The organism is Marinifilum fragile, from assembly GCF_963677365.1.
Lineage (GTDB): Bacteria > Bacteroidota > Bacteroidia > Bacteroidales > Marinifilaceae > Marinifilum > Marinifilum fragile.
Genome location: NZ_OY781962.1, coordinates 2,725,318 through 2,751,247, shown reverse-complemented (window position 1 = coordinate 2,751,247; position 25,930 = coordinate 2,725,318). Strand labels below are relative to the sequence as shown.

Here is a 25,930-nt window from a genome sequence, read left to right as displayed (position 1 = left end):
TATGAAAATTGTTTAAAATACACTATTTTGTGGTTGAAATTAAAACATTAATCTATGAGTTTAAATTATGCGGTTCCGGGTGTTGGAACGATTACTATCGATACCTTGGTGGTAGATTCGAATGGAACATTAACCGTTAAAGGAGAAATGGTTCCAGGTGTGGTGGAAAGAATTCATCGTTTACAAATGTTGGGAGTTAACGTGGTAATGATTTCATCAGACCAACGTGGAAATGCAAAAGATTTGGCACTATCGAGTGGGATATCTTATTATGAAGCGAGTAACTCCAGAGAAAAAGAAGATGTTTTACTTTCGCTGGGAAGTAAAAATGTTGCAGCTATTGGTAATGCTCGTATAGATATTGGGTTGTTTGTTCAATCAATAATTTCAGTAGCTACGCTTCAGGCAGAAGGAATTCATAAAGATATTATTGACCATGTTGATGTAATTTTGCCATCAATCAATGATGCACTTGACTTTTTTCTTGATAGCGATACCTTTATTGCTACAATGAAAAGATAACTGTAACCGAAGCATACTTATAAAACAGAATAAAATTAAAATCTCCTTCAAGGAGATTTTTTTGCAAATTAGCTTAGAACAGACTATTTTTCCCGTATTGATTTACTACCTATGAATTGGATTTTACTTGTTGTTTCGGCTATTGCTGTTGGATTTGGTGTGTATTGGTATTTTATACATGTACCAAATTACTATGCATATGTATCTTCCGAAGGGGAGAGTTTGAAAAAATTCCTGAATCCTGATATTCTGCTAAAGCTTACTCAAGAACAGCAAGATGATATTTGGATTTTGGATGTAAGGGAAGAGGAATACTTCCTAATGGGACACATTCCTGATGCCAAGAGTTTCCCGCATCATGATGTTGAAAAATGGTACCACCAAATTCCTAAAGATAAGGCATTGATATTGTATTGTGATTTAACCATTAAAACTCAAAATGTAATTATTTTTTTGGAAGAGAAAGGTTATACCAAAATGCTAAATTGGGGTAAATACAAACGCTGGAATCATAGAGAAACAGTAGAAGAAAGCATTTCCATTTAAAGCAATTTATTGTATAACTTTAAGTTTTCATCATCAAATACGCAAAATACTACCTCTTTTAAGTGCTTGCATTTTTCCAATTGTTTTCGAACAGTTTTAATGGCAATCTTGGCAGCTTTTTCTTTTGGAAAGCGATAAACACCTGTACTGATATTTGGGAAAGCAATGCTTTGTAATTTGTACTTCTCTGCAAGTTTTATGCTCTCTTTATAGCAGCTTTTCAGCAATTGATCTTCGTTATATTTGCCACCACTCCAAACAGGACCAACGGTATGTATTACCTTTTTGCTGGGTAGTTTATAAGCATTTGTAATTTTAGCCTCGCCAGTTGAACATCCATTAAGTGTGCGACACTCTTCCAACAAGTCAGGACCAGCAGCTCTGTGTATTGCTCCATCAACTCCGCCGCCACCAAGCAAACTTCTGTTGGCAGCATTTACTATTGCATCGGTTTTCAGTTTGGTAATATCTCCCTTAAAAATTTCAATTTTCATGACTGCTAGTTTAATTTTACTTTTCTTTCCTTCGGAATTATCCTAAATTGTATGGTGATCTTTCACCTCAGAGCCAAATGATTATTTCATTTTACTCTTTACACAGATATTTAATTTATACTAAATATCAATCTTGTGTTTTTTAAAATTAATAATTCAAATTCATTATAAAAAACAATTCCGAAATCGATTGCAATTCACTGACAGTGAAATTGTTTGTTTCGGTTTGGAAAAATATTTTTATTTTAGCCGCGCTAGCCAAGCAAATTGATTGAAATATTAAATTGACAATTATGAAAAGAGTATTAGTTGCAACCGGAGGTGGTGATTGCCCTGGTTTGAATGCTGTGATTCGCGCCGTTGTGAAACGTGCAGCTCAAGAAAAAGATTGGGAAGTTGTGGGAAGTATTCAGTCGTTCGACGGAATTTTAAAGGAACCGACTGAAATTAAGATATTAGATGATGCTGCGGTTAAAGGTATTCACTATCAAGGTGGTACAATTATCGGAACAACTACAAAAGGTGGTCCTTTTGCTTGGCCAGTAAAAAACAAGGATGGTTCTTGGGGATCTGCTGACCGTTCTGATGAAATGATTCGCAAATTACAATACCTGGGAATCGATGCTGTAATTAGCATTGGTGGTGATGGTTCTCAGAAAATTTCACAAGCTCTTTACGAAAAAGGATTAAACATTATTGGTGTACCTAAAACTATCGATAATGACCTTTCGGCTACCGATTTTACTTTCGGTTACCAAACTGCTGTTCAAATTTGTACCGAAGCTGTTGATAAGTTGAAAACAACTGCTGCTTCTCACAATCGTGTTTTCATTTTGGAAGCTATGGGACGTGATGCAGGTTGGATTGCATTGAGTGCTGCTATTGCAGGTGGTGCTGAAGCTTGTTTGATTCCTGAGATTCCTTATGATATCAAGAAAGTAAAAGAGAAATTGGATACTCGTTTCTTGAAAGGTAAAGGTTTTGGTATTATTGTGGTTGCTGAAGGAGCTATGCCTAAAGGTGGATCTGCTTTAGCTGAGGTAAGTACTGAAGTTGGAAACCCTAACTTGAAGTTAAGTGGTGCTGCTGATCGTTTGGCTGCTGAATTGAAAGAAGCAGGTGTAGAAGCAGATATCCGTACTACTGTTTTAGGTCACCTACAGCGTGGTGGTATTCCAGTAGCTTACGATCGTGTATTGGCAACTCAGTTTGGTGTTAAGGCATTCGAAATGGTATTGGAAGGTAAGTTTGGTCATATGGTTGCTTACCGTCATCCAGAGGTTGTTGCTGTTCCTCTTCCAGAGGCTATTGGTCAGCAAAACTTGGTTGATCCAAAATCAAACCTTGTTGCTACTGCAAAAGGTGTTGGTATTGCATTTGGAGACTAATTTAAGTCAAAAGATATTACAAGCCGGAGTTCGCAAGGATTCCGGCTTTTTTGTGATTTTTACTCTAAGGGTTTATTCATGAAACCTTTCTCTCCATTCAGGTTTGGGAACTATGCATTGATTCTTTTTGCCAAACCAGGAGTACCTGTTTTTTGCGATTAGATCGTATATCCAATTGGTGATGGCTTGAGGAATGAACTTGAAATAGTAAAAAGCTTTCCAGGGATAAATTAAATGCTTGCTAATTTGAAAAGCTGCAGAGCTTTTGGTGTAAGCCTTGTTGTTTTCGATGAAAACAACGGTGTTCATATCATCGAAAGATAGTTTGTGTTGAGCAAGCAACTGTTTGGCAAAATCGGATTGAAGCGGAGAGAAATGAATGTTTTCTGCCCGATTGTAAGCAAGCACAAAACGAACTGTAGTATTGCAAAAATTACAAACCCCATCGAAAAGTACGATAGGGTTTGAATTACTAATATTTTTTGAATGACTGTGCATTGTGTTTTTATCTAATACTTTACCCTAGTAGATAAAGTTAAAAATAAATCCAACGCAAAGAATACCTGCAGCTACAATTCCAACAAAGGCTAGAATCAAAGGCATTTTAAGCACTTTTTTGAGGATGATCACTTCAGGCAATGATAAGCCAATTACCGACATCATAAAGGCCAGTGCCGTTCCCAGCGATGCACCTTTCTCTATCAATACACTCACAATAGGGATAATACCTGCAGCATTTGAGTACATTGGAATACCAATAACAATTGACAAAGGAACCGAATACCAAGCCGATTTACCCATTAGACTGGCCATGAAATCTTCTGGTACATATCCATGAGCGCCAGCTCCAATGGCTACTCCAATTACAATGTACAACCAAATTTTGCCAACAATTTCTTTTACAGAATCGATACCCGATTTAATTCTATCCGAGAATGGAATTTTGGTTGCATCTTGATCGGTTTGACCGGTTTTAACTTCGAAAACCCAATCTTGCACGTATTTCTCCAATTTTAAAACTCCAATTAACCAACCAGAAAATATTGCAATTAATAATCCGGTAAGGGTATAAATGATTGCAGTTTGCCAACCAAACAATCCCACCAGCATGATTAGGGCAATTTCGTTTACCATTGGTGCTGCAATCAGGAAACTGAAAGTTACTCCCAGAGGTACACCTGCTTCAACAAACCCTAAGAACAAAGGAATGGCGGAACATGAACAGAATGGCGTAACAACTCCTAGCAAGGCCGCCATTACGTTTCCTAAAAAAGTTGACTTGCCAGCCAAAGCTTTTCTGGTTTTCTCAGGTGAGAAATAGCTACGAACGATTCCAACTCCAAAAATGATTAGCACAAGCAGTAGCAGAACTTTAGGAACTTCGAAAATAAAGAAACGAATGGTTTCGGTAAGGTGAGTTCCTGCTTTCATTCCAAAAACAGTATCGATAAAAAAATCGGAAATGTTTTGAAGGTTTACATAGAGAATGTACCAAATTGGCAATGATAGCAAAACCAATAAGAGCTGTTTTCTATTGGTGATTTGAATAGATTTGATCATGATATTCTAAAAACTGATATCGATTATTGGATGAAAAAAATGTATGTAAAATACAGTCCTGCCGCAATAAAAATTACAGCTGCTACTTTTCTAAACCAGTATTCGAAACTTTTAATTTTGTTGTAAAAATTACCAACACCCGATAGGGTAAATGCTAGTAAATAGGCAATAATAATAACGGGTAAACCGGTAGCAATGGCGAAAACAATTGGCAAAAGTAAACCATCAGTCTGCGAAACTGTAAGTGGAATTAACATTCCGAAATACAATACGCCACTGTAAGGGCAAAAAGCCAGAGCGAAAATCATTCCCATTAACAAGGCACCCCAATATTTTCCTCTCATTTTCTCCCCATTCAACTTATCGGTAAGGGAGCTAACACCCGGAAAATTAATGGAAATAATATCGAGCATAAAGACTCCGATAATGATTAGCAATGGTCCCAATAGCCTTTCGCCATAGCTGTTAAAGAAGCTCGAAATATCGAATTTACTTGCACCGAAAAACAGAATTACTCCTAAGGCAGTGTAGCTTATTGCTCTTCCAAGTGTGTAAACCAATCCGTTTAAAAAGATTCTCTTTTTATCGCTAAGGTTTTTACTGATATAGGCTGTGGCAGTGATGTTTGTTGCCAGCGGGCAAGGGCTAATCGCTGTCATGATTCCCAGTAAAAATGCCGATAATATTGGAAAGCTACTTTGCGATAATAGTTGATCTAAATATTCCATTATAATCTTATTGTAGCTCGGCTTTGATTACAGTTTCCAGTTTTTCGATGTATGCAGGAGTATCGTTAATGGCATTACGGAACGCAAATGTTGTTAAGTCCTGAATTTCTCCTGTTTTAGCACTTTTAATGTATAAACCAGAACTACTTGCCTGGAAAGTTTTAGCCAAGTCTTTGTTTTCTTCCTGATCGAAATTGATATCGAAGAAGTTTGCATTTAAGCTTGCTGCCACTTCTTTGGCTTTTGCACCTACAACCTTGCAAGTTTTGCATTTTCTGTCGCCATGAAAATAATATACCCCGGCTTCAGCTTTGTTTTCTGCCACTTTGTGCTCTGCTGATTTATCACATTTTGTGCAGTCACCTTTGCATGCTGTTTCTTGTTCTGCTTTTGCAGTTTCTTTTTTCGTGTTCGATTGGCAAGCGCCAAAACTTAATCCTATTGCCAGAATAGCAAGTGTTATGGTTTTCTTCATTTTGTTTGTGTTTTAGTGTTCATGTATTGGGTTAAAAGCTGTCGACAAAATGCCAACAGCTATAGAGTTTTTAGGCTTTTTGGATGAATTCCTTGATTTCTGATACCGAAGGAACTTTACCGCTAACAACAACTTTTTCGTTGATCACCAAAGCAGGGGTTGACATTACACCATACGATAGGATTTTAACCATATCGTCGATTTTCTCAACTTTAGCATCGATAGCTAATTCTTCAACAGCTTTGTTTGCAGCTTCTGCCAATGTTCCACATTTTTTACAACCTGGTCCTAATACTTTAATATCCATGATAGTGTTTTTTATGATTTGAAAAATTCATTAAACAATTTTCGGGCAAGTGCCCAATTCTCTTTATTTAAGCAGTATTTAATTTTAGGAGGATTGATCTCTCCCTGAATTAAACCTGAGTTTTTTAATTCTTTTAAATGTTGCGATAGGGTTGATCGGGCAATGGGAACCTCTTCGGCCAAGTCGCCGCTGTAACAGCAGCTTTGCTTCGAGAGCAAATCGCATATGTATACCCTAACCGGGTGCGACAATGCTTTGGCAAACCTTGCCATTTGCTGTTCCTCTTGTGTATACAATTTTGTTTCTTCCATGTATTCTATCTTAGATGTTTCGCATTTCGTAAAAATACGAAACGAAGTTGTAGACTTTTTTTTATTTCTCCAAATAAATGTTCAGTTTTTAGTTGGTGCTGAAAAATACCCAGTGATGTTTATACGTTTTTTGGATACTTGACTGGTTCATATCTTTGCCTGATTGATAGGTCTCTCTTTTTTCAAGTATATTTATTAGTAGAGGTCAATAAATTAAACGTATAATGAATTATTGTTTTGTATTTTCATTAAATTGGTTCTCGCTAAATGTTTTAATCAGAGAAAAATAAATCAAAACAATAAACTCAATTTGTATGGATGATATCATTACTACCCTTTTTAATGGACTCACCTATGGTGGAGATGTAAAGCTTTCTGTTCTCAATTATTTCTTGTTGGCTGTGGCCATGATGCCTTTTTTTCTTCAAGCTATGAAGTCAATTTCGAAAGGCTGGGCGATTGTTTTTACAATTGTATTTCTAATTCAATCATTGTTCTGGTTTGTATTAAAGGCTCAAGGAATTTCTATTGTTTGGAATGCCCTTGCTGGGGTGTTGGCGGTTGTGTTATTCAGATACAGATTGTCTATGTTGATGAAAACAAAATGGATGATTCTGGCTTCAATAACAGTAGTGATGCTGGCAGATGTTTATTTTGGATTGATGTTTCCGCCTATTACCTCAATAGCCCATGTGGCAGCCTTTCTTTTGGGGGTAATATTGTACTTGCTTGTAGGAATTAAAAAGAATAGAAAATTGTTGTTAAGTTCTTGATGTGACTTGTAATTAAAACTATTTTCAAAGAGAATATTTTCTGTGTTCCAAGCGCTTTGGGTATTTTGTTATTATCAGATAAGCCCATAGAAATAAAAATGGTCCGATGCGCATGTGTTGTCCTTGATAGTTTGAATTTATGTCCTGAATTATTGATGAACACTCAATGTAAATTGCGCATGTTGTAAGCAATATGAATCCACAAAGTAAAGGAAATAGCAGCCTGTCTCCTTTGGTAAATTTAAGCAATAGTATACCTGTAAAAAAGTAAAAGATGTAGCCTACAAATGTTGTTGTAAGGTGAGTTTCGTTTGAGCTGCCTGCATAATCAAAGAAAGGAAGAGGTATTGCTTTTAACCAGAAGTCTACAAATTCAAAATCGGGTGTTGCGTTAAATGTAATTCTTAGCATGCTGCTAAAAACTAATCCTAATATTGATAGGCTTACAAAGAATTTTTGTTGTGTGTTCAATGTTTTAAGATTTTAGAATCGTAAAAAACACCCACACAATCTTTCGATAGTGCAGGTGTTCCAACTAAAATATACGAGAAAAATTGTTTACGACATCTTATTCTATTTCGATGATTTTCCTGTCTACGACTTCTATCACCGTAGTTTGTCCTCCTTTGATTTGGAATAAAATATATCCTTGGTTGGTATTGTCTTTGGATCTAACCTTTAAATAGTAAGTGCCATAGTTTAAATTGTAAATGTTTGTTTCTTTACTTAAAGTACCGTCTTTTAAGGAAGCTGGCCAAAATTCAGCGCTCGAAGAAATGGCTGTTATTCCTGCCAATTCGGTGTAGATGTCATAGGTTCCAGAAAGGTAATTGTCCATATTGACTTTGATTTTCAGATTACCGGTAAGATCCATATCGTCATCGCTACAAGATGTTAGTGTAACTGATGCCAAAAGCATCATCAATAGAATTGTTTTAAATGTTTTCATTGTTAAAGGTTTTTATTAATAATTCCCTATTATTTAATTTATTCTTCGGTTTGTTCTTCTGGGTTTTCGATTTCTTCGATCTTTTTGCGGGTAGCAGGATCAATAATCATTCTGGCTGATTTGTAAGACAGGTAGAATTCCTTGTCATCCACAAAAAGTTCCATCATCGGGTCGATTTGATTACTGATTAAGCTCTGAATCTGATCGATATTATCTTCGATTAATTCGTTGGTAGTTTTGCGCTCGTTAATCAGTTGGCGAGGTTCGGTTAACACCTTTTCGTAGTCGGTAATCTTAGTGCTCAGTTCAGTAATCATCTCTTCATTTAAGCCATAATCGGCAAGTTCGGTTTTAAGAGGTGTAATTCTTTCGAGCAAGTTTTTACAAAAACTTAAAAGTTCCTTTTCTCTCAACTTCGTAAGGAAGGAATTGTTAATGCGATCTACAAAATTGCTCAGGTTTTCTTCTTTACTGATAAAAGAATAGACCTTAAGGATATTGCTTGCTTTTAAAGCTACAGAGCTTAAAGCAGAACGAACCAAGTTTTTGTTACCCGAAGTTTTACTTGGAATGTTTTCAGCTTTGTCGATTAGTTCGTTGGTTTCACCAATTAGGCTAGTAAGGCTAGTGAACATTTTTCCCATTGCCGGGATGTGAGCAAACTTTGCTTGATTGTTGCTTAAGTTGATTTGCACTTGCTGGAAAGCATTGCTTCTTGCTGTAATTGATTTGTCCATTTTTTGGGGTTAAAATTGTTTTTGTTATGATTGGTTAGTTAAGTGGGTGATTCGAAATTAAAAATAATTTTTTAATTAACCGTAAAAATTATTGAAAAATAATCATAAGAGTATTGTGTTCACAATCGTTATTGTTGGTTGAGAATTGTTCATGTTCAAAAGCTAGTAATTTGTATGTGTTTACGTGGTGTGTAAATCTAATTTTCTGTTTGTATAATAATAGTAAGTGGTCAAAATGCAAGGGGTGGATTCCTGTTTTCTGATTAGAATGTTTTGTGAATGAAAGTGTGTTTATTGGAATGTAAATCCTATCGATTAAAACTATATGTTTACAGATTGAATCGTAAGGTGTATTTCTCGAAACAGAGAAGCCACTTCTCTAAGTGGAGAGACCATTTCTTGATGCTTAAGCCCTAATGATTGAGATGGAAAGTACAATTCTCGAAGTCGAAAGTGTAAAGATTAAAGCTGGAATGCTATTTCTTGAAGATGAGCATCAGTTTCTTAAAGGTGGAAGTCTATAGATCAAAACTTGAAGTCAATTTCTTAAGGCCGAAAGTCAACCGCATGAGCCGCGAACCCCATTTCTTAGAGTTGGGAGTCTATTTCTCGGTATGGGAAGCCTACTTCTCGAAGCTGAGAGGCTGTTTCTTGTAAATGCCTGCCGATTTCTTTAAGCTTACTCTTTGTTGCTTGCATTTTTCAGACAACATTATCCTTTGTTTCGTTAATCTATAATGCAGTGTAAAATATTTATTGCTTTGCTTTGTTGAGGGATTATTGTTTTGTATTTTCAGTGGCGAAAAACAAAGTAGTGCATTTTATACCTCTGATATGGTGTTGTAAAGTGCATTGATGCACTTTATTTACAAGTTGTACAGCATTAGAAGGTTCGTTGCCTACAACGATTAAATGGCTTTTATTTTTATGAAATGATTAATAGAATTTGATGAGAAATAACTTTATAATACTAGTGCTCAACTTAATCTGTGTATTGATTGTTTTGCAAATACAGTTTGAATTTATTTTCATTAATCTTTTTGATTTCACTCCAGATACCAATAAAAAGATAAATCAGTTATTATTCATTTTTTCCACTGGTTTTATTTTGAGTTCAATTTTCCACTTAATTGTTAATGTGCTTCCTAACCATCGTCGAAAAAAAACAACTGAGTCAATAATTGATAATAAAATAAGAAGGATAGGTAGTGATATGAATTTTTTGCTAGCCTATATAATGGAAAGCAATCAAATTAAGTTAAAAGATGTTGCATCAGTTACAAATATGTCATTAGACTTTCTTTTTGATCGAACTGTAACTTTTAAACATACTTCTTTCACTAATAATGGTTTACCCCTAAGTATTGATTATACCCCCACTAAGGAGAAAGAATTATTAAAAACATTCAGGTCTCGAATAATTGAAAACTGCGACTATATTTTAAATCTTCCATTTATTGATACAATTGATTTTTCTTTAATAAACCTAATATCTTCAATTAGAGACTCAGGATACTTTTATGATATCGAAGTAATGGCGAGAGAGGAAAATTTTGTAATACCCAGATATGCCGAAGATTTTAAAACTTTTTTTAAATACTATAGAAGATTAGAGAAGAAAAAGAATTTCAGCAAAAATGAGATAAAAAATATAATAGAAAAAGAATAAAAACGCTGTACAACAGTGGGGCATAGCGTATGCCGCAGTTCGGCTCGTCTGGATACAGAATTGAGAATTTAACGATAGAACTTTAAACAAGCTTAATACGGAATTGGCGACACGACACTACGCCTGAGAAACGTTACAAAAGAATTTTAATAACAAAATAAATTGGAGAGATAATTATTCATGAAACAATCAATAATACATATAGCATTAGTTGTAAGAGATTATGATGAAGCAATCGATTTTTACACTAAAAAGTTGAATTTCGAACTAATTGAAGATACCTATCAGCCAGAGCAGGATAAACGTTGGGTTGTGGTTTCACCCCCAGGCTCATCTGGCACCACGATACTTCTAGCTAGAGCATCTAAGCCAATACAAAAAGAATTTATTGGAAATCAGGCGGGCGGAAGAGTGTTTCTGTTTTTGAATTCAGATGATTTTTGGAGAGATTATAATGACATGACTTCGAAAGGGATTGAATTTGTTAGAGAGCCTAAAGAAGCAGATTATGGAACCGTAGCAGTATTTAAGGATTTGTATGGAAACCTTTGGGACTTATTGGAATTGAAAGCAGATCATCCGTTAGCAAAGAGAAATAACTAATCGGGAGTAAGAAATTATACGGAGACAATGAAAATAGTAGATTTATCAAAACCCATACGATACAATAAGTCCGACCCTTGGTTTATGAAGGTTAAGATTAAACACAAGGCACATAAAAAGGCAGGTTTGTTATTGCGTTTTTTGGGCTTACCAAAGCGCTTGTTCCCTAAAGGATTTAAGGGTTGGGCAGATGATACCATCAAGCATATGGGGGTGCATTCGACAACACATATTGATGCCCCCTGGCATTATACACCTACCGTAAATGGAGAGCGTGCAAAGACTGTAGATGAGATACCTTTGGAATGGTGTTATGGCGATGGTATTGTGATTGATATGAGCCATAAGGAAGATTTTGATGCGATAAGTGTGGAGGATATTCAAGATTTTCTTGAAAAAGAAAAGCTATCGATAAGGGAAGGTATGATCGTTTTGATTTATACCGGCAGAGACATTTATAATGGCACAAAAGATTTCCCGGATAAAGGAACGGGTATGAGTGCAGACGCTACCGAATGGTTAATTGATCAGGGAATAAAAGTGATGGGGATTGACTCCTGGGGTTGGGATTTGCCGTTGAAACATTTGATAAAGAAGGCAAAAGAAACCAAGAATTCGGAGTTGTTTTGGGAAGCTCATGTAGTTGGACAAAGGAAAGAGTATTGTCATATGGAACAACTTGTAAATTTGGGAAGCCTTCCATACACGGGTTTTAAAGTTGCCGTTTTCCCACTTAAAATTGAAGGGGCATCAGCTGCACCAGCTAGGGTTGTTGCAATTTTTGAATAAGAGTGAGGAGTTCCTATTGCTTGAGCAAATGAACATGTCTAGTTGCTAAGCAATGTAATTAATGATACAAACACAATTAAATGAATATTTATTCGGAAGAAATAAAGTATAAGAAGAAACTTTCTGAGGTAATGGTCTTTCCTGTTTTGCTTGTATTTGCATGTACTCCACTTTTTTCAGACCATGGATATATAGAAGTTCTTTTTGGGATATTTGGAGGGATATTTGCGAGCATATATTTCTTTCCATGGCTGAACAAGCTAATGGGAAACAAAAGAATCATGATTGATTCTAATCATTTATCTGTGGTTTCGCACCTGTTTATTGATTTCAAATGTGAACAATACGAATTGAGTAAGATAAGCAATCCTAAAAGCATGAAAAATGAAAAGTCCGAAACTTATCGAGCATCTGGAGAGGTGTCAGTTTTGGGTATCAAACATCATCCGGAAAAACTGAGAGAATATGATTTGAATCCTGTAACGGTTCATTTTGATTATGGAAAAAGGCACATTAAAATTGGAGAAGGAATGGAAGCTTTTAATGGTAAAGAAATTATCAGTTCTATAAAATCAGCTAAGAAAAATAGGAGACAGTAGCTCAACGAGATTGCAGCTCTGCAAGCTTATTTTAAATTATATCGCTGGAGTTACAAGTTTTGGTTGATTCTAATTACCTGTATCTAAATATCGATTTGTTATTCAATTCGGTCATTTTCCCATTGGTTTTGTACATCAGGTAAATGAGGAATGGGAAAAACAGGAATAATACCCAGTTGATTTGTACCATGAGAATAAAGTCGTAGATGCCATGCACCAGGAATGGAATTAAGAATGCCATTACAAAGAGAGGAAGTCTGCTGCCTTTTGAAAATTTAGCCAATCCCAGATAATATCCCATCATGATACCAAACATGGCATGGGCGGGAACGGCGGTAAAAGCTCTTGCGATTCCGGTGCTCATTCCGTTCGAAAATACATACATGATGTTTTCTACCAAGGCAAATCCCAGCGATACGAAAACGGCATATACAATTCCATCGAATCGTTCGTTAAAGTTTGGGTTTTTCCATACTAAAATGTAAACCGCCAATAGTTTAAAGGCTTCTTCGCAAAGGGCCGCCACTAAAAAGGCATCGCCAAAGGCATAACCAATTTTTTCGTGGAAAATATGAGGAAGAAAAGATGAGACAGCTTGCTCGGCAAATATAATTGGTATGGTAATGATCATACCGGCCAGTAGTCCTTTTCCCAATAGAGAAATTGGTTCTTTCTCGTATTTGTCGCGATAGTAAATGTAGAACAGAATAATGGCAATGGGAGCTACAGAGATTAGTAGAAGGTTCATGTGTGTATATTGATGTGATATGAAGTCATCAAATTTAGAAAAAGTATTTTGTTAAACCAATAAGAATAATAAAAATGCTTTCCGCACTGGTTAAATGAGATAGCAGGCATACAATTTCCTCGTAGCCTGCTATGCTTGTATGTTTTATGTGAGAATGCTTATTTATTCGGAATCCTCCATGTCTGCAATTCTGCAGTAGCAGGATCGATCTACTTTTACATCAGCACGTGCGCTGGCAATCTCGAACTGTGAGTGATATTTTTTTGCTTCCTCTTCCTTGCCCTGTTTTTCTAAAGATTCGGTAAGCCCGTGCAATGCCCAAAGATTTTTGGGATGACGTTTCAAATCATTGCGATAGACTGATTCTGCTTCTTCAAATCGCTCTTGTTCCATTAGTAAGGCACCAAGCGCATGTCGGGCAGGTTGCATCCATCCCCAAGGCTCGTCGTAGTTTAAGGCATCATCAAGCAGAACTGCCTGTCGCAATTGCTCGAAAGAAAATTCATAATCTCCTTTTCGATAGGAAACCTCACCAGCCATCATTTTATTGGCAACTCCTAAAATATCACGAGAAGTGTTGTTGAATAGTATACTTGTTTTAGGAACCTTGGCCAGGGCTTGTTGGAAAGCTGCCTGTTCCTCTTCGGCTTGTTTTACCATACCTTTTGTGGCGTATGCAAGTGCCCGGGCATAATGCCATATGCTGCGCGACACTGGCAGGTATTCCGCAGGTTCGGGTTCTTCTAAAATCTCATCCCAACGGCCAAATCTTACCAGTACGTGCATTGGTATTGGCATGAAAGCATCTAAAAAATCAGCCCATTCCTTCAAGAAATCCTCCGGAACCTGTTTTGGAATCTCCCTCGCAGTCTTTAGGGCCAATTCGCTTTGTCCGTCGAACATGGCTCCGTAAACCAGGAAGTGATAGTTGTGTATGCGATACAATGTGTAAAAATTATAAGCTCCCTCTTTCTTTAAGTATTCTTTATCGGCTGCTATTGCTCTCAGGTTGGCTTTGTTGGCAGCTTCGTAATCTCCAACCAATACGTCAATATGAGAGGGCATATGTACAAGATGTCCTGCACCAGGCATTGCATCGCGCAGTGCATTGGCTGCAGGTAAAGCCTTTTCTGGGGTAGGTGAGGCTTCCATTACATGAATGTAAAAGTGACATAGTGCAGGATTACTTGGAGACTGTTTGAGACCCTCTTCTAAAACCGCAACGATTTCAGGAGTTTCTGCGGCAGGGGTGCCGTCGGGAGTCCAATGGTTCCAAGGGCGAAGGTTCATAAGCGATTCGGCAAAGAGTGCAGTGACCAATGCATCTTTGGGATATTTTTTGTGAAGTTCTCGCATTGCGTTGGCGTATGCCTTGTTGAGTGGGTACCTGTCATCAGGAACAGGTGTGGCATATCGAAGTGCGAGTGTTGCAATCAAATCCTTTTCTATCGGGCTGGCATTTTTCGCATGCAAATTGGCCAGGTGCAGGCAATGAGCTGCCTGTGCTATCTGATGCGCTTCAATTTCCAGATTGTTAATGTTAGGTCCCCATGCATATGCAATGCCCCAAAGAGCCATTGGCATGGCCGGATCTTCTTGGAATGCACTTTCAAAGCAGCGAACAGCTTCTTCATGGTTGAAGGCATGACATAAAGCTAAGCCTCTGTCGAACCAGATTTGCGCCTGATTTGATTTGGTTGAGACTTTGTAATGAAAATCCCCCAAGTCGTAATAGGAATCTTCATGCTTTGTATCGTGATTGGATAATTCATTACCTTTTTTTGAGTGAAAATCACAGCCTGCACTAAAGGTTAAAAGCAGGATCATAATAATGGTATTTACTTTCTTCATGGCGTCTCCTTTCTCTACATCTCTCATTCCCTTCTGACGACGTATTTTTGTGTAAATCAAATTTGATATGCAATTTACGAAATATAGATCTGGAAGTCAATGGCATAGGTTTGAGGAGCTCAGTAGTAGATACCATATGTTATGGTGTTTAAGGTGTGATGTAATGATGAAAAAAAAGCCGACTCCCAAAGGAATCGGCTTCTCAGTTTTATTTGATAACAATTAACGCAATTCAGCGCCTATTTGTTTTTCGTAGCTCTTAATTAGCTTTTGCATGATCTTGTCAATCTGCTTGTCGTTCAAAGTTTTTTCAGTATCCTGAAGAATGAAACTTACTGCATATGATTTTTTATCCGCACCTAGTTTTTCGCCTTCGTAAACGTCGAACAATGAAACTGATTTCAATAATTTCTTCTCACAGTTGAAAGCAATGGTTTTGATTTCAGCAAAGCTTACCGATTTGTTGATTAACAAGGCAAGGTCACGTTTTACAGCTGGATACTTTGGCAATTCGGTATAAGAAACCTTATTTTTCATGGCTTCTTTAATTAAAGTAGCCCAATCGAAATCAGCGTAGTAAACCTGAGTGTCAATATCCATTGCTTTCAAGATTTTTCCGCTCACCATACCCATTTCAACCAAAACGGTTTTCTTAACGCCATAGCTTAATCCTTCGGTAAACTGATCGTTTTCAGTTTCCTTGATTTTTAGCTTCTCAATATCGAAACCTAAACGCTTCAAAATATTCTCTACATAAGCTTTCATGTGGAAGAAGCTTGTTGGCTCTTCTTTTAAGTTCCAGCTAGCAGCAGTTTTGTTACCACACATGAAAACACCCAAACGTTCTTTTTCAAAATAGTTGTCAACTGGGTTTTCGTTTTCAGGATTTACAAAGTGCTGGTATGATTTACCAAACTCGTAGAATTTCAAATCAGAATTTCTGCGGTTGATATTGTAAGCCACACACTCTAAACCACCAAACAACAATCCTTGACGCATTGCGTTCAAATCAGAACTCAATGGGTTGAAGATACGAACCGTGTTTTCTTGTTTAAAGCTTTCCAATCCTTCGTAGTATGAAGCTTTGGTCAACGAGTTGTTCATGATTTCGTTGAAACCAGCAGCTGTCAACATATCAGCAATGGTATTTCTTAGCTTGTGCTCGTCAATTTTTGGAGCATAGCTTAATGAAGCATTCACTTTTGAAGCTACTTCAATATTGTTGAAACCATAAATACGCAATACTTCCTCAACGATATCAGCTTCACGTTTCACATCCACTCTGTAAGGAGGAACCAATAGATTCAAGGTGTCACCATCTTCTTTTTCAACTTTAATTTCTAATGCTGAAAGAATGTTTTTGATGGTTTCTTTTCCAATCTCTTTTCCGATTAAGCTTTCGATACGCTCAACGCTTACCTCTACTTTGAAATCTTCAACAGGATTTGGATAAATATCGATAACCTCTGATGCAATTTCACCACCTGCAATTTCTTTGATTAAAAGAGCAGCACGTTTCATTGCATAGATGGTGTTGTTAGGATCGGTTCCACGTTCGAAACGGAAAGAAGCATCGGTATTTAAACCGTGACGACGTGCAGTTTTACGAACAAATACTGAATCGAAATAGGCACTTTCCAAGAAAATGTCGGTAGTGGTTTCGCTTACCCCTGATTCAATTCCACCGAATACACCAGCAATACACATTGGGGCTTCGTCGTTGCAGATCATCAAATCTTTCTCGTTCAATTCTCTTTCAACTTCATCCAATGTTTTGAATAAGGTACCATCAGCAAGGGTTTTTACAAGCACTTTGCCATTTGTTTTTGCATAGTCGAAGGCATGCAATGGCTGACCAGTTTCAAACAATACATAGTTGGTAATATCCACTACATTGTTGATTGGGTTTAAGCCAATTGCTTTCAAACGATTTTGCAACCATTCTGGAGATTCAGCAATTTTAACACCGCTGATACAAACCCCTGAATAACGATGGCAAGCCTCGTTATTTTCTACCTTCACATCAATAGGCAAGTTGTTGTTGTCAACCTTGAAATCTTCAACTGAAGGAATTTTGTAATCAATCTCTTTTTGTTGTTTTAGGTATGCCGCCATATCGCGAGCCACACCAATGTGCGATGCACCGTCAATACGGTTAGGAGTCAAATCAATCTCAATGGTCAAGTCATCCTCAATGTTGAAGTATTCTGCAGCAGGAGTTCCCACAACAGCATCTTCAGGTAGAACCATAATTCCATCGTGACCTTGTCCAAGACCAATTTCGTCCTCAGCACAAATCATACCCATTGAAAGCTCACCTCTAATTTTTGATTTTTTAATGGTAAAGCTATCATCGCCATCGTACAAAACAGTTCCAACTGTGGCAACCACTACTTTTTGTCCTGCAGCCACATTAGGTGCACCGCAAACAATAGGTAAAAGTTCGTCGCCGTTAACATCAACGCTTGTAATGCTCAAATGATCTGAGTTGGCATGAGGTTCGCAAGTCTTTACTTCACCAATTACCAATCCTTCTAAACCTCCTTTAATTGATTGGAACTTTTCAATTCCGCCAACTTCCAATCCAATTTGAGTTAGAATCTCATCCATTTCTGCAGGAGAAAGATCAATGTCAATATAATCTTTCAGCCATTTGTACGATACCTTCATTTGTATGTATATTTTATCAGATAATTATCAAATTATACTTGCAAACAGATGCAGTTTGTCTACTGTTTACAAGCTTACAAAAGTAGAAATTTTAGGCTCAAGTACCAAAGAACATCTAAGGATAAAGTGTTTAAGTTTTTGTGATTTTACCACCAAGACATTCGTTTTACTCATTTAAGGCAAAGTACATCACAAAGTAGCACGAAGTTTATGGTATTTTTCTCAAGCTTATTTCAAAAGAAATGTTAGGAATTAATGAGAATCAAATGAAATTGAAGAAATTATTCTTTGTGCTACTTAGAGATTACCTTAGTTGTACTTTGTGGTTAAATTTAATATTGCGTATTGACCTAAATTCGGATATATTTGTACAGTTATCAAAATTGAGATATGAGCGATAAACCAATAATACTTGTTACTAACGATGATGGATTAAATGCCAAAGGAATTAAAGCTTTGGTGGCAATGGTTAAAGGATTTGGCGACATCTACGTGGTTGCCCCAAACCGTTCTAATTCAGGAAAATCAAATTCTATAACTGTAGAGGTTCCTATTCGAATTAAAAAAGTTCGCGATGAGGAAAATCTGCACATTTATTCTTGCAAGGGAACTCCGGTAGATTGTGTAAAATTGGCTTTGAACAAGATTTTACCCCGTACTCCTGATTTTCTGGTTTCAGGTATTAACCACGGCGCAAATACATCGGTTAGTGTTTTGTACTCGGGAACCATGGGGGCTACTATCGAGGGTTGTTTGAATGGAATTCCTTCTATTGGGTATTCGCTTAACGACTTTAGTGCAGATGCTGATTTTTCTCAAAGCATTAAATATGGTCGAAAGATTTTCGCCAATTTAATTGAAAAAGGATTGGAAAGAAGCGTTTGTTTGAATGTAAATTTCCCTAAAGGCGATATAAATGGCATTCGAGTTTGTCGTCAGGCAGATGGACGTTGGAAAGAGGAGTTTGATCACAGACAAGATCCTTTCGGGGGAGATTATTATTGGTTGACAGGCTACTTTAAGAATGCAGAACCAAATGCTGAAGAAACAGATGAATGGGCAATTAATAATGGCTTTGCATCTGTTGTTCCTACAAAAATTGATATGACAGCTCATCAATTGGTAGAAGACCTAAAAAACTGGGATTATGAAGTCGAAGATTAATTCTACCATTTTAGGACTAATTATTGGTTTGCTTGTACCAGTACTATCAATTTTGTTGGCTTATGTAGTGCGTTTTCAGGATGAATTAACCATTAAGGAGTTTATCGACAGTTTGCTAATCTACAGGGTGTATACCAAGGTAATGGCTTTGGGAGTATACTTTGGTAATATAGTTTTCTTTTTTCTGTTTATTAAAACCGATTTGTTGAAAGCGGCAAGGGGCGTGCTTTTGGCTACCATATTGTATTCTTTTGCCATAATGGTTTTCCGATTTGGATTTTAGACGCTGATTAGGAATAAAATAAGATTTGGTGATTGAACCAAATCCACAAATAAGTATTGAATTGTGAGGATTTAATTCTCAACTCATTCCCGATAACTATTGGGATCATATTCAGAATTCCATGAGATATTATATTATAGCAGGAGAGGCATCAGGAGATCTTCATGCTTCGAACTTGATGAAAGAAATTAAAAATGAGGATTCGGCAGCCGAATTTCGATTCTGGGGTGGCGACCTTATGCAGGCACAAGGTGGTGAATTGGTAAAGCATTATCGAGAAACTGCTTTTATGGGATTCTTAACTGTGCTAAAGAATTTGGGAAAGATTCGAGCGAACTTTTCATTGTGCGAGAAGGATCTTCTGGAATACAAGCCTGATGTTTTGATTCTTGTGGATTATCCTGGATTTAATTTGCGAATGGCAAAATTTGCCAAGGAGCATGGAATACGTGTTCATTATTATATTTCACCTAAAATTTGGGCCTGGAAGGAGGGGAGGGTGAAGAAGATTAAAACTTATGTGGATCGCATGTTCACTATTTTTCCTTTCGAAACAGAATTCTACAAAAAGCACAATTATGAAGTGAGTTTTGGAGGAAACCCCTTGTTGGATGCCATTGAAAATCGTCTCAATAAAGATGAATCATTTGAAGATTTTACCACTAAAAATAACCTGCCAAACAAACCAATTGTAGCCTTGTTGGCAGGAAGTAGAAAGCAGGAAATAGAAAGAATACTCCCTGTAATGTTAGATGTTGTTGGTGATTTTCCAGATCATCAGTTTGTGGTGGCTGCAGCTCCTTCTATCACAAAGGAATTTTACGCACAAGTAGTTGGCGATAGAGATGTGAAATTTGTTTACGGACAAACCTACGATTTATTGCAGCAGTCGAAAGCGGCATTGGTAACTTCGGGAACTGCTACTTTGGAAACAGCTCTTTTAAGAATCCCTCAGGTGGTTTGCTATATCACAGGTGGTGGCAAAATTCTTTTTGCAATTGGCAAGCGGTTGCTAAAGGTAAAATACATTTCCTTGGTTAATTTGGTGATGGATAAATTGATTGTGAAAGAATTGATTCAACATTTCTGCAATAAAGAAAATATTGCCAGCGAGTTAAAGAACATTTTGGAGGAAGGAAGCTACCGTTCCAAAATGCTTTCGAATTATCAACTACTAAACGAAAAATTGGGAGGAGCAGGTGCTTCGTCTCGATTTGCCAAAATGATTGTTGAGGATTTGAAAACTATTCATTAATCAAGGGAAGAAATTTATTCTTTTCATAAGGGGTTGATTTGGGAAACAAATTTTTTCAACGAAAATAATTTTGCAAATTTGTGGTAGTATAGTAAAATAATACACATTTTATGCTAGCACTTCTAACAAAGGAGTTCCGAACCTTTTTCAGTTCTCTTACTGGTTACCTGATTTTATCAGTTTATTTAATAGCTACAGGAATATTCGTATGGGTATTTCCAGGATCTACAAATCCATTGGATACAGGATATGCAAATCTTGATGTTTTGTTCGAGATGTCTCCCTGGATCTATCTGTTTTTGATTCCTGCAGTTTGTATGCGATTGTTTGCAGATGAGAAAAAACAAGGTACCATAGAGTTGGTATATACACGTCCTTTAAAGGAGCTGGAAATTGTACTCGCAAAATATTTTGCTGCCCTTTTGGTTATTTCTGTTTCTCTTTTATTCTGTCTAATTTATTATTTCTCCATTTATTATTTGGGAAATCCTGTTGGGAGCATTGATTCAGGAGCTTTCTGGGGATCGTTTATTGGACTGTTTCTACTCGCTGCAGTATATGTTGTCATTGGTGTTTTTTCCAGTTCTGTAACTGATAATCAAATTGTAGCATTCCTACTTGCCTTGGTTCTGTGCTTTTTATTTTATAGCGGTTTCGATTACTTAGCTGACTTGAATATTTTCCGGAATGTGCAATCGGACATTTACAATTTAGGAATTCAAGAGCACTATAAATCAATTTCTCGAGGAGTGGTAGACTCCAGAGATTTGGTATATTTTATGGGTGTAATTGTGGCTTTTTTGTTGATTACAAAAACAGTTTTAAGGAGTAGAAAATGGTAAAAGAAAAAGCTATGATTAAAAACAGAAGGAAGCAAGATATTCTTAATTTGTTGATTTCTTTAATTGCATTAGGAGTTCTGGTTCTTATTCTTCAAGTGTATTTTTTTCGCATTGATTTTACAGCCGAAAAAAGATATACATTATCAGATAATACCAAGCAATTGGTAGGTTCTTTAGATAAGGATCTGTACTTTGAAATTTACCTTGCGGGAGATTTGCCACACGGGTTTAAAAAGCTTCAGAAAGCAAGTATTGAAATGCTTGACGAATTGGAAGCTTATGCAAATGTGAATATCAATTATGCCTTAATTAATATCAGTGATATTCCTAATCCCAAGAAAAGGAACGAAATGTTCGAACAGTTGGCTGCACGAGGATTAAAACCAACCAGTGTGCAAGAAAGAACTACCGATGGAAGTTTAAAACAAAAGATTATTGTTCCGGGAATAATAGTGCATGATACAGAGAAGGAAACCTCGGTTCACTTGTTGAAAAATGTGGCTGGTTTATCCGCCGAAGAAAATCTGAATCACTCTATTGAAACCATAGAGTTTGAGCTAACAAAAGCCATTCGAATGTTGCAAAGTAAGCAACCAAAGAATATCGCTTTCCTAACGGGACAAGGAGAATTAAGCGAATTTGAAGTTGCCGATTTTACAGCTTCTGTACTTCAAAAATATGAGGTGGATAGGATATCTGCCCAAAAATTGAATCAATCTAAAAAGAAATATTCGGCGTTGGTAATTGCACAGCCAAGAAATGAATTTTCCAAAGAGGCCAAATATCAGATTGATCAATACTTGATGAATGGTGGACGAATTCTGTGGCTAGTAGATGAGGTGTCGGCAAGTATGGATAGCTTACAGGTAAAAGAAAGTACAGTGGCTTTTTATAACCCATTAAATATAGAAGATCAGTTATTTACTTATGGGGTTAGGATTAATCCTGATTTGGTGATGGATATTCAAGGGCAGTTGATTCCAGTTCAAACCGCACTTCCTGGGGAGAAGCCAAAGTTTACGCCTGTACCATGGTATTATTCTCCTTTATTGAATGCGCCAGATCATCATCCGATTACGCGAAAATTGAATGTGGTAAAAGCTGAATTTGCCAATTCGATTGATTGGGTGGGAGAGAATGCTAATGTGAAAAAAACGACTCTGCTTACAAGTTCTGATTATACGCGATTGGAAAAGGTGCCAAGTATTGTGAGTCTAGAAATTGTGAATCAAAAGCCTAAACCGGAAGATTTTGTGGCAGGTAGAAAGAAAATTGCTGTTTTGCTGGAAGGCAAATTTCAATCGGCATTTAAGAATAGAGCTTGGAAAGGAATCGATCGCGAATCATTTAAATCGGAAAGTGACCTAAGTAAAATGATTGTGATTTCTGATGGAGATATTATTAAAAACAGAGTTCGTGGAGTCGGAAAAAACAGACAGATTGAAGCTTTGGGATATGATAGATATTCTAGAAAAACATATGGGAATCGAAATTTTCTTCTAAACTGCATTGATTATTTGTGTGATAACGAAGGTTGGATGGAATTAAGGGCACGAGAAGTAAAGCTCAGGATGCTTGATAAAACTAAAATCAGATCGGAAAGATTATTTTGGCAAGTGGTGAATGTGATTTTGCCCTTGTTATTACTTTTGATATTGGGAGTGTTAAGATATTTTATGAGAAAAAGAAAATTTGCAAGATCATAAATATGAGAGAGATATTTATGATCTCAAAGATTGCTGTGGATCTTAATATTATTGGTAATATCCGCTGTTTGAATAAAATTCTGATTTTATTTAGTAAGGTGGCAAATCTTTTTTGTCTTAAGGATATCGTCAATCCTTAATAAATTTGTATATTCACCACTTAATACTGTGCTAAAATAAGATTCGGTTTTGAACTTGTTTAAGCGTTGAAATATAGAATTTTAGGTTAACTTTTAAATATTATGCAAATGAAATTTGTAGTATCAAGTACAGAATTGTTAAGTCATTTACAGGCCATCAGTAGAGTTATCAGTAGTAAAAACACTTTACCAATTTTGGATAACTTCCTTTTTGAGCTTAAAGATGGTGAATTGATAGCAACTGCATCTGATTTGGAATCTACTTTAATTACCACTATTCCTCTTGAAACTTCGGAAGGCGAAGGGGTAATTGCTTTTCCTGCTAAAATTTTGACTGATACTTTAAAAGAATTTCCAGAACAACCTCTAACTTTCGATATCGACAGTACTTCTTTGGCTGTAAGAATTACATCTGAAAATGGTGTGTTTAGTATCGTTGGACAGAATGGTGAAGATTTTCCAAAACTTCCAGAAAAAGAGGAAAGTAATTTGGTGAACATTACCGTTGAGAGCAATGTTCTTTTAACAGGTGTAAACAAAACTTTATTCGCAACTGCTGATGATGAACTTCGTCCGGTTATGAATGGTATTTTCGTTGAGTTGGGTAATAATGATTTAACTTTTGTAGCATCCGATGCTCACAAGTTGGTTCGTTACAAACGTCTAGATGGAAGATCAGATGTGGAGTCATCTTTCATTTTGCCTAAGAAACCAGCTTCTTTATTACGCAATATCTTGCCAAAAGAAGAAAATCCTGTAAAAGTGGAATTCGATGAAAGGAATGCATTCTTCACATTATCAAATTACAAGTTGATTTGTCGTTTGGTTGAAGGAAACTATCCAAGTTATAACTCGGTGATTCCAAAGAATAATCCTAATGTTCTTACCATAGATAGAGTAGAGCTGTACAACACATTAAAACGTGTATCTGTATTCTCAAATCCTGCAAGTAACTTGATTAAGTTTGAATTGAAAGCGAACGAATTGGTAGTTTCTGCTCAGGATATCGACTTCTCAATTTCAGCAAGAGAAAGATTGCTTTGTCAGTACGAAGGACAAGAATTGGAAATTGGATTTAAATCAGTATTCTTATTGGAAATCCTTGCAAATATTTCATCATCGAATGTGATGATTGAATTATCTGATCCAACAAGAGCAGGTATTTTCTTACCATACGATAATGAAAATGCAGATGAAGATGTATTGATGCTGTTAATGCCAATGATGATTAATGCATAAACAGTATTAATTCCAAATAATGATATTAAAAACCTAACAGAGAGCATATTTCTGTTAGGTTTTATATTTTTATACCGTATAAAAAATTACAAGAAAAATAAATGAATCTTAATTTAAAGAATCCAATAGCGTTTATCGATTTAGAAACAACAGGTATTAATGTTGCAAAAGATCGTATTGTTGAAATCTGTATTGTAAAAGTTAGTCCCAATGGCGATGAAGAGGTGAAAACATATCGTGTTAATCCTGAAATGCATATTCCAGCCCATGCGTCAGCAGTTCATGGCATAAAGGATGAGGATGTAAAGGATGAGCCAACGTTTAAAGAGTTAGGAAAAAACATTGCTAAATATTTAGAAGGATGTGATTTGGCAGGTTACAATTCGAATCGATTTGATTTTCCGTTATTAGCTGAGGAATTTTTGCGTGCTGATATTGATTTTGATATGCGCAAAAGAAAGTTTATTGATGTACAGACCATTTTTCACAAAATGGAACAGCGAACATTGAGTGCAGCTTATCGTTTTTATTGTAATAAGGAATTGGAAGGAGCTCATGGTGCTGAAGCAGATACCAAAGCAACTTACGAAGTGCTTAAATCACAATTGGATAAATACGATTCTTTAGAGAATGATATCGAATTTTTGGCAAAATTCTCAACTCAGAATAAAAATGCTGATTTTGCAGGTTTTATTATCATTGATGAAAAAGGTGTAGAGAGATTCAATTTTGGTAAGAACAAAGGAAAAACTGTTGAGGAAGTATTGGAGCAACAGCCAGGCTATTATGGTTGGGTTATGAATAGCGATTTTCCATTGTACACGAAAAAAATCCTTACCGAAATTAAACTTCGAGGATTTAATAAATAGTTCATTGTTTAACCGATCATATTTAATGAAATGAAGATATTAGCCATTGGAAGAAATTACGTAAACCATGCCAAGGAGCTAAATAATCCAGTGCCTAAGGAACCTGTTGTGTTCTCTATGCCTGATTCGGCTTTGCTAAAGAATAATAATGATTTTTATTATCCTGATTTTTCCAAGGATATTCACCATGAGTTGGAAGTAGTGGTGAAAATTAATAGAGTAGGCAAGAATATTCCTATTGAATTTGCTCATCGTTATTATGAAGAGATTGGTTTAGGAATTGATTTTACGGCTCGAGATATTCAGGCTGAGTGCAAGAAAAAGGGACTGCCTTGGGAAAAGGCCAAAGCTTTTGATGGTGCAGCTCCAATTAGTAAGTTTATTCCAAAGAACAGATTTAAATCAGTTGATAATTTAAATTTTAATTTGGATATCAATGGGGAGAGAGTACAGGCTGGAAATACAGCAAATATGATTTTCTCAATTGATTACTTGATTTCTTATTTATCACAGTTTTTTACATTGAAAATTGGTGATATGATTTATACTGGAACGCCAGAGGGAGTTGGTCCTGTAAAGATTGGAGATCATTTGGTTGCAGATTTAGAAGGTGAGAAATTATTGGATTTTCATGTGAGATAAGGCATAATACAGCATAATTTCTGTATTTAAGATATCTACAACGACCATTAACTTATGTTGATGGTCGTTTT

29 protein-coding genes are annotated in these 25,930 nt (G+C 36.3%); 16 read left to right on the top strand and 13 right to left on the bottom strand.

Annotated features, from left to right (window positions below; translation table 11 throughout):
- The first annotated feature begins 54 nt into the window (after positions 1–54).
- Positions 55–522, top strand: coding sequence for an HAD family hydrolase (locus ACKPCA_RS10890; protein WP_054722371.1), 468 nt, complete (start codon positions 55–57; stop codon positions 520–522).
- Positions 523–633: 111 nt separating this feature from the next.
- A complete protein-coding gene (locus ACKPCA_RS10885) occupies positions 634–1,068 on the top strand; it encodes a rhodanese-like domain-containing protein (protein WP_321279127.1) in 435 nt (144 codons plus the stop codon).
- Here ACKPCA_RS10885 and ACKPCA_RS10880 read toward each other — a convergent pair.
- The gene (locus ACKPCA_RS10880) at positions 1,065–1,562 is read right to left on the bottom strand and encodes an O-acetyl-ADP-ribose deacetylase (protein WP_321279126.1); all 498 of its coding nucleotides are present in this window, start codon (positions 1,560–1,562) and stop codon (positions 1,065–1,067) included. The two genes, ACKPCA_RS10885 and ACKPCA_RS10880, sit on opposite strands and share 4 nt — an antisense overlap.
- A gap of 293 nt (positions 1,563–1,855) precedes the next feature.
- On the opposite strand from ACKPCA_RS10880, the gene ACKPCA_RS10875 reads away from it, so the two are divergent.
- Complete coding sequence (locus tag ACKPCA_RS10875) at positions 1,856–2,950, top strand: 6-phosphofructokinase (RefSeq protein WP_054722377.1); 1,095 nt, start codon at positions 1,856–1,858, stop codon at positions 2,948–2,950.
- Between the two features lie 72 nt (positions 2,951–3,022).
- On the opposite strand, the gene ACKPCA_RS10870 is transcribed toward ACKPCA_RS10875, so the two are convergent.
- From ACKPCA_RS10870 to ACKPCA_RS10845, 6 genes are all read right to left on the bottom strand, one after another.
- Positions 3,023–3,448, bottom strand: a complete 426-nt coding sequence (locus ACKPCA_RS10870; protein WP_321279125.1) for a thiol-disulfide oxidoreductase DCC family protein — start codon at positions 3,446–3,448, stop codon at positions 3,023–3,025.
- Between the two features lie 24 nt (positions 3,449–3,472).
- Entirely contained in the window at positions 3,473–4,510 is a 1,038-nt protein-coding gene (locus ACKPCA_RS10865; protein ID WP_054722381.1) for a permease, read from the bottom strand.
- A 23-nt stretch (positions 4,511–4,533) separates the two neighbouring features.
- Entirely contained in the window at positions 4,534–5,238 is a 705-nt protein-coding gene (locus tag ACKPCA_RS10860; protein WP_321279124.1) for an aromatic aminobenezylarsenical efflux permease ArsG family transporter, read from the bottom strand.
- Between the two features lie 7 nt (positions 5,239–5,245).
- Complete coding sequence (locus ACKPCA_RS10855; RefSeq protein WP_321279121.1) at positions 5,246–5,713, bottom strand: nitrophenyl compound nitroreductase subunit ArsF family protein; 468 nt, start codon at positions 5,711–5,713, stop codon at positions 5,246–5,248.
- Positions 5,714–5,783: 70 nt separating this feature from the next.
- The gene (locus ACKPCA_RS10850) at positions 5,784–6,020 is read right to left on the bottom strand and encodes a thioredoxin family protein (RefSeq protein WP_306740749.1); all 237 of its coding nucleotides are present in this window, start codon (positions 6,018–6,020) and stop codon (positions 5,784–5,786) included.
- Positions 6,021–6,031: 11 nt separating this feature from the next.
- Positions 6,032–6,331 carry an ArsR/SmtB family transcription factor gene (locus tag ACKPCA_RS10845; protein ID WP_054722389.1) on the bottom strand — a complete coding sequence of 100 codons (300 nt, stop codon included), beginning with the start codon at positions 6,329–6,331 and terminating at the stop codon, positions 6,032–6,034.
- 314 nt (positions 6,332–6,645) lie between these two features.
- Here ACKPCA_RS10845 and ACKPCA_RS10840 point away from each other — a divergent pair, with 314 nt between their 5' ends.
- A complete protein-coding gene (locus ACKPCA_RS10840; protein ID WP_321279118.1) occupies positions 6,646–7,104 on the top strand; it encodes a hypothetical protein in 459 nt (152 codons plus the stop codon).
- A 24-nt stretch (positions 7,105–7,128) separates the two neighbouring features.
- On the opposite strand, the gene ACKPCA_RS10835 is transcribed toward ACKPCA_RS10840, so the two are convergent.
- The 3 genes from ACKPCA_RS10835 to ACKPCA_RS10825 all read right to left on the bottom strand — a co-directional run bounded on the left by ACKPCA_RS10835 (position 7,129) and on the right by ACKPCA_RS10825 (position 8,790).
- Positions 7,129–7,575 carry a hypothetical protein gene (locus tag ACKPCA_RS10835; RefSeq protein WP_321279117.1) on the bottom strand — a complete coding sequence of 149 codons (447 nt, stop codon included), beginning with the start codon at positions 7,573–7,575 and terminating at the stop codon, positions 7,129–7,131.
- Between the two features lie 97 nt (positions 7,576–7,672).
- Positions 7,673–8,053, bottom strand: coding sequence for a hypothetical protein (locus tag ACKPCA_RS10830; RefSeq protein WP_321279115.1), 381 nt, complete (start codon positions 8,051–8,053; stop codon positions 7,673–7,675).
- A gap of 38 nt (positions 8,054–8,091) precedes the next feature.
- Positions 8,092–8,790: a hypothetical protein gene (locus ACKPCA_RS10825; RefSeq protein ID WP_321279114.1), complete on the bottom strand. Its 699-nt coding sequence runs from the start codon at positions 8,788–8,790 to the stop codon at positions 8,092–8,094.
- 949 nt (positions 8,791–9,739) lie between these two features.
- On the opposite strand from ACKPCA_RS10825, the gene ACKPCA_RS10820 reads away from it, so the two are divergent.
- The 4 genes from ACKPCA_RS10820 to ACKPCA_RS10805 all read left to right on the top strand — a co-directional run bounded on the left by ACKPCA_RS10820 (position 9,740) and on the right by ACKPCA_RS10805 (position 12,450).
- Positions 9,740–10,459: a hypothetical protein gene (locus ACKPCA_RS10820; RefSeq protein ID WP_321279112.1), complete on the top strand. Its 720-nt coding sequence runs from the start codon at positions 9,740–9,742 to the stop codon at positions 10,457–10,459.
- Positions 10,460–10,639: 180 nt separating this feature from the next.
- Positions 10,640–11,062 (top strand): VOC family protein, encoded by a 423-nt coding sequence (locus tag ACKPCA_RS10815; RefSeq protein WP_321279110.1) that lies wholly within the window; start codon positions 10,640–10,642, stop codon positions 11,060–11,062.
- Between the two features lie 27 nt (positions 11,063–11,089).
- Positions 11,090–11,851: a cyclase family protein gene (locus ACKPCA_RS10810; RefSeq protein WP_321279108.1), complete on the top strand. Its 762-nt coding sequence runs from the start codon at positions 11,090–11,092 to the stop codon at positions 11,849–11,851.
- A gap of 80 nt (positions 11,852–11,931) precedes the next feature.
- Complete coding sequence (locus ACKPCA_RS10805) at positions 11,932–12,450, top strand: hypothetical protein (RefSeq protein ID WP_321279107.1); 519 nt, start codon at positions 11,932–11,934, stop codon at positions 12,448–12,450.
- Between the two features lie 73 nt (positions 12,451–12,523).
- Here the strand turns inward: ACKPCA_RS10805 and ACKPCA_RS10800 are convergent, their stop codons facing one another.
- The 3 genes from ACKPCA_RS10800 to pheT form a co-directional block, all read right to left on the bottom strand.
- The gene (locus ACKPCA_RS10800; RefSeq protein ID WP_321279106.1) at positions 12,524–13,198 is read right to left on the bottom strand and encodes a PrsW family glutamic-type intramembrane protease; all 675 of its coding nucleotides are present in this window, start codon (positions 13,196–13,198) and stop codon (positions 12,524–12,526) included.
- A gap of 162 nt (positions 13,199–13,360) precedes the next feature.
- A complete protein-coding gene (locus ACKPCA_RS10795; RefSeq protein WP_321279105.1) occupies positions 13,361–15,109 on the bottom strand; it encodes a tetratricopeptide repeat protein in 1,749 nt (582 codons plus the stop codon).
- A gap of 162 nt (positions 15,110–15,271) precedes the next feature.
- Entirely contained in the window at positions 15,272–17,719 is a 2,448-nt protein-coding gene (pheT, locus tag ACKPCA_RS10790; protein WP_321279104.1) for a phenylalanine--tRNA ligase subunit beta, read from the bottom strand.
- Between the two features lie 390 nt (positions 17,720–18,109).
- On the opposite strand from pheT, the gene surE reads away from it, so the two are divergent.
- From surE to ACKPCA_RS10750, 8 genes are all read left to right on the top strand, one after another.
- On the top strand, positions 18,110–18,883 hold the full coding sequence (gene surE / locus ACKPCA_RS10785; RefSeq protein WP_321279103.1) for a 5'/3'-nucleotidase SurE: 774 nt from the start codon (positions 18,110–18,112) through the stop codon (positions 18,881–18,883).
- Positions 18,867–19,166 (top strand): hypothetical protein, encoded by a 300-nt coding sequence (locus ACKPCA_RS10780; RefSeq protein ID WP_120241486.1) that lies wholly within the window; start codon positions 18,867–18,869, stop codon positions 19,164–19,166. The genes surE and ACKPCA_RS10780 overlap by 17 nt, the downstream gene beginning before the upstream one ends.
- A gap of 121 nt (positions 19,167–19,287) precedes the next feature.
- The gene (lpxB, locus tag ACKPCA_RS10775) at positions 19,288–20,421 is read left to right on the top strand and encodes a lipid-A-disaccharide synthase (protein WP_321279101.1); all 1,134 of its coding nucleotides are present in this window, start codon (positions 19,288–19,290) and stop codon (positions 20,419–20,421) included.
- 110 nt (positions 20,422–20,531) lie between these two features.
- Positions 20,532–21,263 carry a gliding motility-associated ABC transporter permease subunit GldF gene (gldF, locus tag ACKPCA_RS10770; protein ID WP_321279100.1) on the top strand — a complete coding sequence of 244 codons (732 nt, stop codon included), beginning with the start codon at positions 20,532–20,534 and terminating at the stop codon, positions 21,261–21,263.
- Positions 21,264–21,274: 11 nt separating this feature from the next.
- Positions 21,275–22,969 (top strand): gliding motility-associated ABC transporter substrate-binding protein GldG, encoded by a 1,695-nt coding sequence (gene gldG, locus ACKPCA_RS10765; RefSeq protein WP_321279098.1) that lies wholly within the window; start codon positions 21,275–21,277, stop codon positions 22,967–22,969.
- Between the two features lie 248 nt (positions 22,970–23,217).
- A complete protein-coding gene (gene dnaN / locus ACKPCA_RS10760; RefSeq protein WP_321279097.1) occupies positions 23,218–24,348 on the top strand; it encodes a DNA polymerase III subunit beta in 1,131 nt (376 codons plus the stop codon).
- A 101-nt stretch (positions 24,349–24,449) separates the two neighbouring features.
- Positions 24,450–25,217: a 3'-5' exonuclease gene (locus ACKPCA_RS10755; RefSeq protein ID WP_321279096.1), complete on the top strand. Its 768-nt coding sequence runs from the start codon at positions 24,450–24,452 to the stop codon at positions 25,215–25,217.
- A gap of 30 nt (positions 25,218–25,247) precedes the next feature.
- Positions 25,248–25,859 carry a fumarylacetoacetate hydrolase family protein gene (locus ACKPCA_RS10750; RefSeq protein WP_321279095.1) on the top strand — a complete coding sequence of 204 codons (612 nt, stop codon included), beginning with the start codon at positions 25,248–25,250 and terminating at the stop codon, positions 25,857–25,859.
- The last annotated feature ends 71 nt before the right edge of the window (positions 25,860–25,930 follow it).